General features: G+C 60.5%; 15 protein-coding genes. 9 read left to right on the top strand and 6 right to left on the bottom strand.

The genetic code is table 11. The features are described 5' to 3' along the window. Positions 1-7: 7 nt before the first annotated feature. Genes efeU through efeO (AF70_RS04855) form a run of 4 tightly spaced genes read left to right on the top strand, consistent with a single transcriptional unit; the run spans position 8 to position 4229 of the window. Complete coding sequence (gene efeU / locus AF70_RS04870) at positions 8-853, top strand: iron uptake transporter permease EfeU (protein WP_028940631.1); 846 nt, start codon at positions 8-10, stop codon at positions 851-853. Positions 854-861: 8 nt separating this feature from the next. Continuing rightward, entirely contained in the window at positions 862-2061 is a 1200-nt protein-coding gene (efeO, locus tag AF70_RS04865) for an iron uptake system protein EfeO (protein WP_028940632.1), read from the top strand. Positions 2062-2079: 18 nt separating this feature from the next. Further along, on the top strand, positions 2080-3378 hold the full coding sequence (gene efeB, locus AF70_RS04860; protein ID WP_028940633.1) for an iron uptake transporter deferrochelatase/peroxidase subunit: 1299 nt from the start codon (positions 2080-2082) through the stop codon (positions 3376-3378). Positions 3379-3404: 26 nt separating this feature from the next. Next, positions 3405-4229 (top strand): iron uptake system protein EfeO, encoded by an 825-nt coding sequence (efeO, locus tag AF70_RS04855; protein WP_028940634.1) that lies wholly within the window; start codon positions 3405-3407, stop codon positions 4227-4229. 89 nt (positions 4230-4318) lie between these two features. Here efeO (AF70_RS04855) and pssA read toward each other — a convergent pair whose 3' ends face one another. Further along, on the bottom strand, positions 4319-5662 hold the full coding sequence (pssA, locus tag AF70_RS04850; protein ID WP_028940635.1) for a CDP-diacylglycerol--serine O-phosphatidyltransferase: 1344 nt from the start codon (positions 5660-5662) through the stop codon (positions 4319-4321). A gap of 228 nt (positions 5663-5890) precedes the next feature. Between pssA and AF70_RS04845 the strand changes: the two genes are divergently transcribed. The 3 genes from AF70_RS04845 (at position 5891) to AF70_RS04835 (ending at position 7900) form a co-directional block, all read left to right on the top strand. After that, positions 5891-6454, top strand: a complete 564-nt coding sequence (locus AF70_RS04845) for a TetR/AcrR family transcriptional regulator (protein WP_019578835.1) — start codon at positions 5891-5893, stop codon at positions 6452-6454. A 56-nt stretch (positions 6455-6510) separates the two neighbouring features. Then, positions 6511-6987: a nuclear transport factor 2 family protein gene (locus tag AF70_RS04840; RefSeq protein WP_028940636.1), complete on the top strand. Its 477-nt coding sequence runs from the start codon at positions 6511-6513 to the stop codon at positions 6985-6987. Positions 6988-7120: 133 nt separating this feature from the next. After that, positions 7121-7900 (top strand): TSUP family transporter, encoded by a 780-nt coding sequence (locus AF70_RS04835; protein WP_019578834.1) that lies wholly within the window; start codon positions 7121-7123, stop codon positions 7898-7900. Here AF70_RS04835 and nudC read toward each other — a convergent pair. From nudC to AF70_RS04820, 3 genes are all read right to left on the bottom strand, one after another. Next, positions 7868-8698, bottom strand: a complete 831-nt coding sequence (gene nudC, locus AF70_RS04830; protein WP_028940637.1) for an NAD(+) diphosphatase — start codon at positions 8696-8698, stop codon at positions 7868-7870. The genes AF70_RS04835 and nudC overlap by 33 nt on opposite strands. A 6-nt stretch (positions 8699-8704) precedes the next feature. Then, positions 8705-9517, bottom strand: coding sequence for a crotonase/enoyl-CoA hydratase family protein (locus tag AF70_RS04825; RefSeq protein WP_018929117.1), 813 nt, complete (start codon positions 9515-9517; stop codon positions 8705-8707). Positions 9518-9733: 216 nt separating this feature from the next. After that, a complete protein-coding gene (locus AF70_RS04820; RefSeq protein WP_018929116.1) occupies positions 9734-10507 on the bottom strand; it encodes a class I SAM-dependent methyltransferase in 774 nt (257 codons plus the stop codon). 298 nt (positions 10508-10805) lie between these two features. Here AF70_RS04820 and pncA point away from each other — a divergent pair, with 298 nt between their 5' ends. Then, on the top strand, positions 10806-11435 hold the full coding sequence (pncA, locus tag AF70_RS04815) for a bifunctional nicotinamidase/pyrazinamidase (RefSeq protein ID WP_028940638.1): 630 nt from the start codon (positions 10806-10808) through the stop codon (positions 11433-11435). A 104-nt stretch (positions 11436-11539) separates the two neighbouring features. Here the strand turns inward: pncA and AF70_RS04810 are convergent, their stop codons facing one another. Then, positions 11540-12841, bottom strand: coding sequence for an ATP-binding protein (locus tag AF70_RS04810; RefSeq protein WP_028940639.1), 1302 nt, complete (start codon positions 12839-12841; stop codon positions 11540-11542). A 3-nt stretch (positions 12842-12844) separates the two neighbouring features. Next, complete coding sequence (locus AF70_RS04805) at positions 12845-13546, bottom strand: response regulator transcription factor (RefSeq protein WP_007939075.1); 702 nt, start codon at positions 13544-13546, stop codon at positions 12845-12847. A 251-nt stretch (positions 13547-13797) separates the two neighbouring features. Between AF70_RS04805 and AF70_RS04800 the strand changes: the two genes are divergently transcribed. Further along, on the top strand, positions 13798-14955 hold the full coding sequence (locus AF70_RS04800) for an efflux RND transporter periplasmic adaptor subunit (protein WP_019578831.1): 1158 nt from the start codon (positions 13798-13800) through the stop codon (positions 14953-14955). The last annotated feature ends 1 nt before the right edge of the window (position 14956 follow it).

The raw sequence follows: 14956 nt of genomic DNA, 5'->3' as shown, positions 1-14956 counted from the left end.
GTGCTGAATGCTCGTTCCTTTTCTGATCATGCTGCGCGAAGGCATCGAAGCCGCGCTCATCGTCGGCATTATCGCCAGTTACCTCAAGCAGACCGGTCGTGGCCAATGGATGCCGGCAGTGTGGGTCGGCGTATTCCTCGCCGCCGCGCTGGCCCTGCTGGTCGGCGGTGGCCTGGAACTGGTCAGTGCTGAATTCCCGCAAAAGCAGCAAGAGCTGTTTGAAGGTGTGGTCGGTTTGCTGGCCGTCGGCATTCTTAGTTCCATGGTGTTCTGGATGCGCAAGGTGGCGCGTTCGATCAAGCATTCGCTGCACGTTTCCCTCGATCAAGCGCTGACCGGCTCCAGGCATCAAGTGACCGCGCTGATCGCCATGGTGTTTTTCGCCGTCGCCCGGGAAGGCCTGGAAACGGTGTTCTTCCTGCTCGCCGTGTTCCAGCAAAGCGAAGGCCCGGCCGCACCGCTCGGCGCCCTGCTCGGCCTGGCCCTGGCGATCATCGTCGGCTTCCTGATCTACACCGGCAGCCTGCGCCTGAATCTCTCGGCGTTCTTGCGCTGGACCGGTTTGTTCATCCTGGTGGTGGCCGCCGGGATTCTCGCCAACTCGGTGCAAGCCCTGCATGAAGCCGGCGTGTGGAATCACCTGCAAACCGTGCTCTTCGATTTCAGTGCCACGTTGCCGATGGACGGCCCGCTGGGCTCGGTGCTGGCCGGGATGTTCGGTTACCAGGACGCACCGACGGTCAGCACCCTCGGGGCATATCTGACTTATCTGTTGGTGGCACTGGTGATGTTTTTTCTCCCAGCTCCCGTAGCCGCGTCTGCGCAAACACCCTCCTCCGTTTCCAGCCAGTAAGGGCTTCCATGTCAACGCCTGTTCCTCCAGTGGTTACCCCTCCGCGCGCCTTGCGCTGGGCGGTGGCCGGCTCAGTGATCGTGATGATCGCCGCCGGCGGCCTGTTCTACTACGCCTCGAAATTGGCTGCAGCCAAACGCCAGGCTAATCACGATGAAGTGCTGGTGACGATTCACCCCCACAGTTGTGAACCGAATGCGCTGACGGTTCCGGCCGGTCGCACCAGTTTCCGTATCGTCAACCGCTCGGACCGTGCCGTCGAATGGGAAATTCTTGACGGCGTGCTGGTGGTCGAAGAGCGCGAGAACATCGCCCCTGGCCTGAGCCAGGTGATCAACGCCAACCTGTTGCCCGGCGACTACGCCATCACCTGCGGCTTGCTGAGCAACCCGCGCGGCACCTTGCATGTCACCCCGACCGCCGCTTCCGATGCCGCAGCCAAGGCGCGTCCATCGATGGTGGCGTTCATTGGCCCGCTGTCGGAATTTCGCGTGTACCTGAGCAGCCAGAGCACCGCATTGATCAAAGCCGTCGCCGCGCTTGAGCAAGCGATCGAGGCCGGCGACCTGAGCCAGGCGCAAGCCTTGTATGTGCCGGCTCGCGCAGCCTATCAACGGTTGGCTCCAGCAGCCCAGCGCCTGGCGGAGCTGGACAACGCGATCAACGCCCGCGCCGATTACTTCGATAAGCGCGAGCAGGATCCGGGCTTCGTCGGCTTCCACCGCCTCGAATACGCGCTGTTCCAACAACGCAACCTCGACGGTCTGACGCCTGTTGCACAACGCCTGAGCATCGATGTCGCCAATCTCAAACAGCAACTGCTGGCCCAGTCGCTGCCACCGGAACAACTGGTGAGCATGCTGGTGCGCAACCTCAACAGCCTCGCCGAGGTACGCGCCAGCAGCGGCGAAGAAGAACGCTACAGCCACTCCGACCTGAACGGTTTCGCCGCCAACCTCGACGCGACCCGCAAAGTCGTCGACCTGTTGCGGCCATTGCTGAGCAAATCTGCCGCTGAACTACTGGCGAAAATCGACAGCGCGGTCACGGCCTTCGACGCCGAACTCAACGGTTTCAAGGTCAAGGATGGCTACGCCAGCTACGACACTGTCAGCGCCGAACAGCGCAAACGTATCGCCGACAAGGCCAAGGTTCTGGCCAATGCACTCGATGGAATCGATCCCGCCCTTGGCCTTTCCGGCCTGTAAGCAGAAGACCTCAGACAAATGAACGACTCAGAACAGTTTTCAGCACAACGCCGTCGCGTATTGATGGGTATGGGAGCCGCCGGTGTGGCGATAGCCGGTTCGGCCCTGAGTTGCCCGGCCATGGCCGCCAGCCCCGCGCAAGTCACCGAAGCACCGAGCAGCGACAAGACCGAGGACCGCCACGCCTTCCACGGCCCGCACCAGACCGGCATCGTCACCCCGCGCCCAACATCCGGCATGCTGGTGTCGTTCGACGTATTGGCCAGCGACCGCGCAGATCTGGAGCGGCTGTTTCGCACGCTCAACGAGCGTATCGCGTTCCTGATGCAAGGCGGTCCGGTGGCGCAGGTCGACCCCAAACTGCCGCCGCTGGATTCGGGGATTCTTGGCCCGGTGGTCACACCGGACAACCTGACCATCACCGTATCGGTGGGCGAGTCGCTGTTCGACGAGCGCTTCGGTCTGGCCGGCGCCAAGCCCAAGCGGCTGATCCGCATGGTCGGTTTCCCCAACGACGCACTGGAGGCCGACTGCTGCCACGGCGACCTGAGCCTGCAGTTCTGCTCCAACACCGCCGACACCAACATCCACGCCCTGCGCGACATCGTGAAAAACCTGCCAGACCTGTTACTGGTGCGCTGGAAACAGGAAGGCAGCGTGCCGCCGCAAGCCCCGACGAAACCCGGTGTGCCGGCGCAAAGCGCGCGCAACTTCCTGGGTTTTCGCGACGGCTCGGCCAACCCCGACTCCAACGACGCCAAGGCCATGGACCGCATCGTCTGGGTCCAGCCCGGCAGCGACGAACCGGCCTGGGCGGTCAACGGCAGCTACCAGGCGGTGCGGATCATCCGCAACTTCGTCGAACGCTGGGACCGCACGCCGCTGCAAGAACAGCAAAGCATTATCGGCCGGGTCAAGAGCACCGGTGCACCGATGGATGGTGCGCATGAAACCCAAGTCCCGGATTACGCCAAAGACCCGGAAGGCAAGTTGACCAAACTCGACGCCCATATCCGCCTGGCCAACCCGCGCACCGCCGCAACCCAGGCCAACCTGATCCTGCGCCGACCGTTCAACTACTCCAACGGCGTGAACAAAAACGGTCAGCTGGACATGGGTTTGCTGTTCATCTGTTACCAGGCGGATTTGCAAAAAGGCTTCATCACCGTGCAGACCCGACTCAATGGCGAGCCGTTGGAGGAATACCTGAAACCGGTTGGCGGCGGGTACTTCTTCACCCTGCCGGGTGTGACCGGCGACAAGGACTTCATCGGCCGCTCGCTGCTCAACGCCACACAACCCAAAGCCTCAGTCTGATCCTTACAACTCCACGGAACCGCCCCATGAAAAAGTCGCCCCTCGCGTTACTGCTGACCCTTGGTTTGCTCAACACCCCGTTTTCGGCTTTCGCGGCGACGGCGCCGCTGGAGTTGGTGGGGCCGATCTCTGATTACAAGATCTACGTCACCGAACAACTGGACGAACTGGCCAACCACACTCAGCAGTTCACCGACGCAGTGAAAAAAGGCGACCTGGCCACCGCGAAAAAGCTCTACGCACCGACCCGCGTCTATTACGAGTCGATCGAACCAATTGCCGAGTTGTTCAGTGACCTCGATGCGTCCATCGACTCGCGGGTCGACGACCACGAAAAAGGCGTGAAGGCCGAAGACTTCACCGGTTTCCACCGCATCGAATACTCATTGTTCTCGGAGAACAGCACCCAGGGCCTGGACGAGCTGGCCGACGGTTTGAATAAAGACGTGAAAGACCTGCAAACCCGCGTCGCCGGCCTGACCTTCCCACCGGAAAAAGTCGTCGGCGGCGCCGCTGCGCTGCTTGAAGAAGTGGCCGCCACCAAAATCTCCGGCGAGGAAGATCGCTACAGCCACACCGACCTCTATGATTTCCAGGGCAACATCGACGGCGCGAAGAAAATCGTCGACCTGTTCCGTCCGCAGATCGAGAAGCAAGACGCGGCATTCATGGCCAAAGTCGACAAGAACTTCGCTACGGTGAACAAGACGTTAGCCAAGTACAAAACTACGGGGGGTGGTTTTGAAACGTATGACAAGGTGAAGGACAGCGACCGCAAAGCGCTGGTCGGGCCGGTGAATACACTGGCTGAGGATTTGTCGATGTTGCGGGGGAAGTTGGGGTTGAACTAGATATCGGCGTTGTCTGTGGAAAGATCGCAGCCTTCGGCGGCGCCCACAGGCGCGGAGCTGCCGAAGGCTGCAATCTTTGCTTTTGAACCCTACAAAATCCGATACAACAACCGCTCAATCCTGACGCGACTCACACGCTTGAGAAACTTGGCCACCCCCGCCGGGTAATCCGGCAGCGTTTGCAGATCCAGGTAACGCTCAATACGGCGGGTATGCTGGAAAATCTCCGCCAGTTCCTTGCCACGCGGCTCCAGCAACTCGCCTTTCGGATCATCAATCAGCAACGCGTTTTCCAGGTCGAGACGGAACGCCCGTGGATTGAGGTTGTTGCCGGTCAGCAAGGTGTAGCGCTGATCGATCCACATGCCCTTGAGGTGATAGGTGTTGTCACCATCCTTCCACAGATGCAGGTTCAGCTTGCCGCTGTCGATGTTGCGCTGATGACGCTTGGCGAAACGTCGCAGGCTGATTTCGTAGAGGTATGGCAGCGCCGCGATCACCTTGAACGGCTCGCTGGGCGGGATGTAGAAATCGTTGGCGGTCTTGTCGCCGACGATGATGTCGATCTTCACGCCGCGAGCCAGGGCCCGATTGATTTCCCGGGTCACCGCCAGCGGCAGGTTGAAGTACGGCGTGCAGATGGTCAGCTGATGCTGCGCACTGGCGATCAGCTCGCAGATGACTCGACTCAACGGGTTGTTCTTGCCCACACCGAGCAACGGACTGACCGATAAACCGCCCTTTGCCGTGCTACCCGCCGTGGTGTCGTACGCCGCGTGCTTGAGACGGCTGCGCAGGTCGCCGATGTCGTGGCGCAGACTGCGGGTGGTCGGCAGGTTCGGCAGGTCGAGGCGATGCACCGCTTTGGAGGTGATCAAACCGTGCTGGATCAGGTGATGCATCGAATCGGCCAGCGCCTGATTCTGCAGCAGGTGATAACGGTCGAAGCGGTACTTGTCGAATTTGTGCAGGTAAACGTTGTTCAGGCTCGCGCCGCTGTAGATCACGCAATCGTCGATCACGAAGCCCTTCAAATGCAGTACGCCGAACAGCTCGCGGGTTTGCACCGGCACGCCGTACACCGGCACTTCGCTTTCGTGGGCGCGGGTGGTTTCCTGATACCAGGCTGAGTTGCCCGGTTGCTTGCCGGCACCGATCAAGCCGCGCTGGGCGCGCAGCCAATCCACGACCACCACCACGTCCAGTTCCGGACGTGCCAGTTTGGCCGCGTGCAGCGCATCGAGGATTTCCTGGCCGGCCTCATCCTGTTGCAGGTACAGCGCAACGATGTAGATGCGCCGGGTCGCCTGAGCGATTTTTTCCAGCAGGCAACGACGGAACTCGGCAGCGCCAGAGAGGATGGTGACGGCATCGGCGGTCAGCGGAAAACTGCGCAATTTAGGCAGCAGAGAACGTTTGAAAAGCAACGGCATAGGGCTCGCAAAGGGTCGAATCCGAAGAGCCTGAGAGCTTACACCATGGATGGGTTTGGGTCTTGTTACTGTCTGTAAAGACCTCTTCGCGGGCAAGCCTCGCTCCTACGGTTTTTCGTCGTTTGGAACACAAATCCTGTAGGAGCGAGGCTTGCCCGCGAAGGCAATTTCATAGGCGCTACAAATAACTACTTGACCATGAAGAACGATCATTCTACTGTTAGCCACATGAACGAAATCACTAGCAATGACACACGCGACATCATTCTGGATGTCACCGAAAAGTTGATCTACAAAAGTGGCATCGCTGCCACCGGCATGGATCTTCTGGTGAAAACCGCCGGCGTCTCCAGAAAAAGTATTTACCGCTACTTCGCCAACAAGGAGGAGCTTGTCGTCGCGGCCCTGCAACGCCGCGATGAGCGCTGGATGCACTGGTACCGGAGCGAAGTCGGCAAGGCCCAAACCCCGGCCGAGCGGCTGCTCAACCTGTTTACCGTGCTCAAGGCCTGGTTCGCCTCCGAAGGCTTCCGTGGCTGCGCGTTCATCAATACCAGCGGCGAAACCGGCGACCCGCAAGACCCGGTTCGCCTGGTCGCCAAAGACCACAAACAGAAACTGCTCGACTACGTGCGCGAGCTCTGTACCGAATATGGCGCAACAGACCCGGAGACGCTGGCCAGACAGCTGCTGATCCTGATCGACGGTGCCATTACCGTAGCGCTTGTGATGGGTGATCACAGTGCCGCCGATAATGCGCAATGCATGGCGCGAAAGTTATTGGACCTGTAACACTTTAAATAAGCCCGACAACTTGTTTGAACGTTAATTTGATAGGGAGACTTAATATGTCTACTGCCGAAGTTCGTCCGCCATTGCCGCCGTTTACCCGTGAATCGGCCATCGAAAAAGTTCGCCTGGCCGAAGATGGCTGGAACTCCCGTGACCCGGAACGGGTGTCTCTTGCCTACACCCTGGACACCCAGTGGCGTAACCGCGCCGAGTTCGCCCACAACCGCGAAGAAGCCAAAGCTTTCCTGACCCGCAAATGGGTCAAGGAACTGGACTACCGACTGATCAAGGAACTCTGGGCCCATGGCGACAACCGCATCGCCGTGCGTTACGCCTACGAATGGCACGACGATTCGGGCAACTGGTTCCGTTCCTACGGCAACGAGAACTGGGAGTTCGACGAGAACGGCCTGATGTTCAACCGCTACGCCTGCATCAACGACCTGCCGATCAAGGAAAGCGAGCGCAAATTCCACTGGCCACTGGGTCGCCGGCCGGATGATCACCCGGGTCTCTCCGATCTAGGCCTGTAAACACAATCCCCCTGACCGATCGTTCCTGCGCTCCCGCTTGGGAACGATCGGCTGTACCCGGATAACTTTATGGGTAAGATACCGGCCTTTCCCCGCAGCCCTCTTCTGCGCCTTGCCGAATAAGCCCCATTCCATGCCTTTCGAACTCAGCGTTGACCTCACTACCCTGGCCGTTCTGGCTCTCGTCGCTTTCATTGCCGGTTTCATTGACGCCATCGCTGGCGGTGGCGGTCTGTTGACCACCCCGGCACTGCTGACCGCCGGCCTGCCGCCGCATCTGGTACTGGGCACCAACAAACTCAGTTCGACCTTCGGCTCGGCCACCGCCAGCTTCACCTTCTATCGGCGCAAGCTGTTTCATCCACGGCAGTGGATGCACGCCATCGTCGGCACGTTGGTTGGTGCGCTCAGCGGCGCCATCGTCGCTCATTATTTGCCGGCGGAATGGCTGAACAAGATGCTGCCGGTAATTGTGTTCGCCTGCGGCCTGTACCTGTTGTTCGGCGGCACACCCAAAGCGCCGCTGGACAGCGATGCACCGATCAAGAAAAAGTGGCAATCGAGCCAAGGCTTCAGCCTCGGTTTCTATGACGGCGTGGCCGGCCCGGGAACGGGGGCGTTCTGGACCGTCAGCAGCCTGCTGCTCTACCCCATCGACCTGGTCAAGGCCAGCGGCGTGGCGCGCAGCATGAACTTCGTCAGCAACATTGCGGCGCTGTCGGTGTTCATCTTTTCCGGGCAAGTGGACTGGATCATCGGCCTGAGCATGGGCCTGTCGGTGATGGTCGGCGCCTTCTTCGGCGCGCGCACCGCCATCAGCGGCGGTGCGAAATTCATTCGTCCGGTGTTTATTACGGTGGTGCTCGGCCTGACCGTGCGCCTAGCCTGGCAGCACTGGTTCAGCGTGGCCTAAGCGCCGCGCCACGTAGACGTCGATCAGGTAGCGGGCAATCGAGCGTGACGCCGGCAACGGCGGCAGCTCGTGCACGTTGAACCACTGGGCGTCTTCGATCTCGTCTTCCTGACAGACAATCTCGCCACCGGCGTACTCGGCATGAAAACCGAGCATCATCGAATGCGGGAACGGCCAGCACTGACTGCCCATGTACTGGATGTTCTTGACCTCGATCTGCACCTCTTCGCGAACCTCGCGAATCAGGCAATCTTCGGCCGACTCACCCGGCTCGGCAAACCCCGCCAACGTGCTGTAGACCCCGGTGACAAAACGCGGCGAACGAGCCAGCAGAACCTCGTCGCCACGGGTCACCAGCACAATCATGCTCGGCGAAATACGTGGGTAGCTGCGTAAATCGCAGGGCTCGCAATACATCGCCCGCTCACGCGGCACCTGGATCATCGCCTGCCCGCAATTGCCGCAAAAACGGTGCTCACGGGCCCAAGTACCGATTTGCGCGGCATAGCCCAGAACCTTATAGACGGTGTGATCGCCCTCGAGCATGAACGCCCGCAAGCCTTTCCAGTTACAGCCCGGCACATCGCTGTGACTGCGCAGTTCCAGCAGGTACACCGGTTCGCCATCCAGGTGACCGATGCCGTGCTCGGCAAGAATCGACAAGTCCTGACGCTTGAGCCATTCCCGTGGAAACAGGGCGCCATTGTCATCGAACAAAAAACCTTCGGGGCTGCGCGCCACGGCCCAGCCGCCGGGTTGATCGGTGTCCAGTACTGCAGTGGTCCAGCGTGAAGTCATGGTTAATCAATCCAGAAATTCGGGTTTCTGTTTGCTCATATGGGCGGCCATGGCCACGCGCAGATCGGTGGACTGCAGCATGGCGGCGTTCCACGTGGCGACGTATTCAAGGCCGTCGTCGATGCGATGGTCGCGCATGTAGCTGATCATCTCTTTGGTGCCGGTGATGGCAATCGGCGACTTGCCGGCGATTTCGCGGGCAATCCCCATCACGCCTTCAAGCAGGCTGGCGGTGTCGCTGTAGACGCGATTGACCAGGCCAATGTTACGCGCTTCTTCGGCGCCAAAGGTGCGACCAGTGTAAGCCAGTTCACGCAGCATGCCGTCACCGATGATCCGCGGCAAGCGTTGCAAAGTGCCAACATCGGCCGCCATGCCGATATCGATTTCCTTGATGGAAAATTGCGCGTCCTCGGCTGCGTAACGCATGTCGCAGGCGGAAATCAGGTCGATGGCGCCACCCAGGCAATAACCCTGCACCGCCGCCAGCACCGGTTTGCGGCAGTTATCGACGGCGTTGAACGACGCTTGCAACGCGAGGATCTTGCGCCGCAGCAGGCGCGCATTGCGGCCGACGTCCTTGCCCAGTTCATTGGCCACACCGGCGAGCATCATCAGGTCGATGCCGGAAGAGAAATGCTTGCCGGCGCCACTGAGCACCACCACCCGGACTTCATCGGTATCGTCGATCCACTGGAAAATCTCGATGATCTCGCTCCAGAACGCAGCGTTCATCGAGTTGATCTTGTCCGGACGGTTGATCTGCACATGGGCGATGTTATCGGCCAGTTCGACGCTGAAGGCGGTGTATTGAGACATGGCAGTGATCCTTTACCGGGCAGAAAATGAAGCCCGAACTATAACAAGGCATCCGTGCCGGCAGTAAGGCAGCGGTTCGGCCAAATGCGGGACTGGCTTCAGGTTTTTTTAGCGTCTGGACCGGCCCTTTCGCGAGCAAGCCTGCTCCCACAGGGGGTCTTTGGCGCTCACAAATTCCCTGTGTGTGGGCTTACTCGCGAAGGCCGCACCGCCGATCTAACGGCCCTTCACCGCCACAAACGCTACGGTTTCATAAGGCACGGTCACCACATCCCGCCCCCTCAGCGCCGGTTCCCCGGCAATCAATGCCCGCAGTTGTGCATCAACCTTCGCCCGCTCCGCCACCGGCAACGCAGCGATATAACTGATGGAGCGCACCCGATTGAAAATCACATCCTCCAGCGACCCCGTATGACCATGACTGAAATACTGCACCTGCAACGGCCCGAATGCCTGATGTGGAAAGGCTTCGCGCCACGCGCCGGTGTAATAACGCGGTGTGTCGCCTTCCAGCGCGTTGACGATCGCATCCAGTTTTGGCATCCAGCTGACCTTGGCGTCGCGCAGGTTCCACACCAGCCCCAGCTTGCCGCCGGGCTTGAGCACCCGGGCAATCTCGGTCAACGCCTCGGTGCTGGCAAACCAGTGAAAGGCCTGAGCACAGACCACCACGTCCACCGACGCATCCGGCAGCGGGAGGTCGGTGGCGGTGCCGCTCGCTGCCAGTACCTCAGGAAAGGCTTCGCACAGTTTCTCCAGCATCTGCGGCACAGGTTCCACCGCAATCACCTGCGCCCCGGTCGCCACCAACGGCCCGGTGAACTTGCCGGTGCCGGCGCCTAGGTCGAGCACGGTTCTATCGGCGTTCAACTCAAGGGTAACCGTAAGCCAGTCAGCCACTTGGGGTGGATAATCCGGACGACCACGGACATAGGTGTCGGCACCGGTTTTATACCCTGCGGCCGCAGAGGGATGGACCTGATCTTTCATGGCAGTTCTCCAAATGGACAACGAACGCTGTCGAGGATAGCGCCTCGATTTGCGCTTTCCTTGCAATGATTGTCAGAAAAAAATGAATAATTGTTCACACTGCGGTGTTCACCGTCCATCGCCCATGAGGTCCATGACCGTTGTCTATTGGGCGAGCATGGAACACGCCTTGATGCTGATCGGGCATAACCCGGCGGCAGCACTGGAGGGCCCGGCGAAGTTATTGAGAAGCCGGCTTAGCACTCCAGCGAACTTGTCACTATGCTTGCACCCGACTTTCCAAGGAGGAACCTACCCCATGCCAATTTCTTCACGCGCTGCCTTACTGGTCATCGACGTACAAAACGACTTCATTCCCGGCGGTCAATTGCCGGTGCCGGAGGGTGACCTGATTGTGCCCCTGATTAATTGTCTGGGTCGCCAGTTCAAGCAGGTCATCATTGCCCAGGACTGGCACCCGCCCGGCCACGCCTCGTTCGCTTCCAGCCACCCAGGGCACAAGCCTTACGACGTGATTCAGTTGCCTTACGGTGAACAGACCCTGTGGCCGGAGCATTGTGTTCGCGCCACGCCCGGCGCCGAGTTCCACCCGGAGCTGGACCTGCCCCACGCCCAATTGATCATCCGCAAGGGCTGCAACCCGGACATCGACAGTTATTCGGCGTTTCTGGAGGCGGATCGAACCACAACCACCGGTTTGGCCGGGTACCTGAAAGAACGCGGCATCGACACGGTTTACATGGTCGGGCTGGCACTGGATTTCTGCGTGATGTTTTCAGCGCTGGATGCGCGGGCGGCGGGGTTCAATGCGTTTGTGGTGATGGATGCTTGCCGCGCGATTGATCTGGAAGGGTCGCTGGCGGCGGCGATTGAGCGGATGCAGGTGGCGGGGGTCGGGTTGATTGAGTCAGCCGAATTGCTCGACTGAACTGTTGAACGTTTCCCCGCCTGGTTCGTAGCAGCTGCCGAGCTTGCGAGGACTGCGCACTCGAACGCAGCCTCGCAAGCTCGGCAGCTGCTACAAAGAATGCGTCAGGCTGAGGTGGGCAGCCACAAACGGAACCGTGCGCCGCCCAATGGTGATGCCTGCGCGGTCAGCGTGCCGCCCTGCGCTTCAAGCGCTCGGCGGCTGATTGCCAGCCCCAGGCCAAACCCGCCCGTGGCGCGATCCCGACTGCGATCCAGCCGATAGAACGGCTCGAAAATCCGCTCCCGCTCTTCATCGGGAATGCCAATACCATCGTCGTCCACCCAGATCTCACAGCCTTTGGCGCACACCTGCACACCAATCTGAATCCGCTTCTCGCAATAGCGCATGGCGTTGCGCAGCAAGTTCTGGATCGCCCGGGCGGTCAATCGCGGGTCCAGCGAGAAGCGTTCGAGCTGACCGTGCAGCAGCACATCGATAACGATTTCCGGTGACTCAAGCTCTTCATCGACGCTGCCCAAAATACTGTCGATGAATTCATCCAGCGACACCTCGACCTGTTCCGGTAGCCGAGCCGGGTTTTGCAATCGGCTGTAGGACAGCAATTCCAGCACCAGCTCATCCAGTTCGCGAATGTGCGCGACCAGGCCTTGCAGGCGTTCTCGGCTGGTGGCCGGCAAGTCGTCGGACAGCGCCAGGGCCAGGCCGAAATCCAGCCGCGTCAACGGCGTGCGCAATTCGTGGGACACGGCGTTGAGCAAGTCGCGCTGCTGGTTGAGCAGGTTTTCGATGTCGCCAGCCATGGTGTCGAACACGTTGGCCAGGCTGCCGATGTTGGAGCTGGGGGAAATCTGCGTACGCTCGCTCAGGTGGCCCTTGCCGAAGCGTTCGGCGGTGCTTTTGAGACGTTCCAGGTCGCGCCAGTGCGGGCGCAGCCACAACAACAGGCAGGCCAGCATCGTCGCACCGATCAGCACGTTGATGCTCCAGTACAACCAACTGACATCCGTGGGGTCCGGTGGCACGACCATCTCCACCACCATCTGCTCGTTCAACGGTGTCACCGCCAGGGTGCGCCAGCCCCAGTCGCCGATGCGTACCACGTTCTCCCCGCGCTGCAAGCGTTCGCGCTCATCCAGGGTAAATTCGGCATCGTCGTTGCGGGCCAAAATGATGTGCAGCGGCTGGAACTCCTTGTCCATCTCCGCCGCCAGCGCCGGCCACTGCTCGACAGGCACCGTACGAAACTGTTTGACGATCAGCGTTTGCAAACCTCGGGAGTAATCGAGGTTGTAGGTCACAAAACGCTCATGGAAGACCTTGATCACCAGGTCCGGCACCAGGTAGATCGCCGCGCTGAACGAAACGATGGTCACCAGATACAGACGAAACAGGATTCTGAACATGATTCAGCATTCCCACTCGGAGCGGCTGAACAGGTAGCCCTTGCCCCACACGGTCTTGATCTTGCGCGCCTCGCCGGCGTGGTCGTCGAACTTGCGTCGCAGTTTGGAGATGGCCACGTCCACCGAGCGGTCGGTGCCGTTGAATTCGATACCGCGCAGGCGTTGCAGAATCTGGTCGCGGCTCAGCACTTCGCCGGCATGCCGGGCCAGCACCACCAGCAGGTTGTATTCGCCGCTGGACAACTCGACCAGTTGCTCGCGCCAGGTCACGGTACGCTCGGACAGGTCGATGCACAGATTGCCCATGAGAATGCGGTCATTAGCGGTCTGCGGTTCGCTGAGGCTGCTGCGACGCAACAGCGTGCGTACGCGGGCCAGCAACACACGGGGCTCGCAGGGTTTGGTGACGTAGTCGTCGGCGCCCATTTCCAGGCCCAGCACCTGATCGTGACTGTCGTCACGGGCGGTGAGCATCAGGATCGGCAATGTCGCCGAATCGGCCCGCAGCAAGCGGCAGACCTGCAAGCCGTCGAGCCCCGGTAGCATCAGATCGAGAATCACCAGGTCCGGCGGACTGACCCGCGCGCGTTCGCGTACATGATCGCCGCGGCTGATCACGCTGACGGAATAACCGTTGCGTTCCAGGTAGCTGGCAATCAGTTCCGAGAGTGCGGTGTCGTCTTCGACCAGGAGGATGTTGGGCATGGGTGTTTCCAGAAAGTGCTGTGGCGAACTTCAGGGCCTCTTCGCGGGCAAGCCTCGCTCCTACAGTAGGAGCGAGGCTTGCCCGCGAAGGCGGCCTGACAGGCGCAATAAAATTCAAGGCCTGAAGGATATACGCCCTCACGCACACGCGAGCAAAACCCTTACACAATTTCACACAGCACCAACAAAGCTTCACCGCTACCCTCATCGACTCCCCGTAGGATGCGGGTAGTCATTATTGGGGTATTTCCATGTCAAAGAACCTGCTTGCCACGCTCAGCCTGATTGCCCTGGCGTTGACGCTGAGCGCTTGTGACCAGTCTTCGACCGCCGAAGAATCGGCACCACTGGCCACGGTGCGCATCGAAACCATCGAAGCTCGCCCTCTGTCAATCAGCAACGAACTGAGCGGGCGGATTGCCGCGCCACGGATCGCCGAAGTGCGTGCCCGGGTTGCCGGCGTGGTGTTGCAGCGGGTCTTCCGCGAAGGCAGCGACGTGAAAAAAGGCGACGTTCTGTTCCGTATCGACCCGGCCCCCTTCAAGGCCGACCTGGACAGCGCCGAAGCCGCGCTGCGCAAGGCCGAAGCCAACGCGTTCCAGGCCAGATTGCAGGAGCAGCGTTACGCCCAGTTGATCGAAGGCAACGCCATCAGCGCTCAGGACTACGACAATGCCCGCGCCAACGCCCGGCAGACCGCCGCCGATGTCGCCGCCAACAAAGCCGCGGTGGAGAGGGCGAAACTGAACCTCGGTTATGCCACCGTCACCGCACCGATTTCCGGGCGCATCGGCCGCGCGCTGGTGACTGAAGGCGCGCTGGTAGGCCAGAACGAAACCACGCCGCTGGCACTGATTCAGCAGTTGAACCCGATCCACGCCGACCTGACGCAATCGACCCGCGAACTCAACGACCTGCGTCGGGCCTTCCGCTCTGGCCAGTTAAAGGAAGTGGGCCAAGGTCAGGCCAAAGCCACGCTGATCCAGGACGACGGCAGCCTTTATCCGTTACCTGGCAAGTTATTGTTCACCGACATCACCGTCGACCCGGGCACCGGTCAGATCATTCTGCGCAGCGAATTCCCTAACCCCGACCTCGACTTGTTGCCGGGCAGTTTCGTTCGCGTGCGTCTGGAACAGGCATTCAATCAGCAAGGCATCAGCGTTCCGCAACGGGCCATCCAGCGTGACAGCGCCGGTGTCGCCCAAGTGCTATTGCTCGACGCCGAGCAGCGGGTCGGCCAGCAACCGGTAGAGCTGGGCGCGGTGCAGAGCGATCGCTGGATCGTCACCCGCGGCCTCAAGCCCGGCGACCGCATCGTCACTGAAGGCCTGCAACACGCGCGCCCCGGTGAAAAAGTCCAGATCGACAACACCCCTCTTCCACTTGCCCAGGTCTCTGGTCAGTAAG

The sequence above is a fragment of the Pseudomonas sp. KD5 genome (assembly GCF_012932895.1).
Taxonomy (GTDB): domain Bacteria; phylum Pseudomonadota; class Gammaproteobacteria; order Pseudomonadales; family Pseudomonadaceae; genus Aquipseudomonas.
Note: the sequence above shows the minus strand (reverse complement) of the source record. Positions and strands in the feature narration are given on the sequence as shown.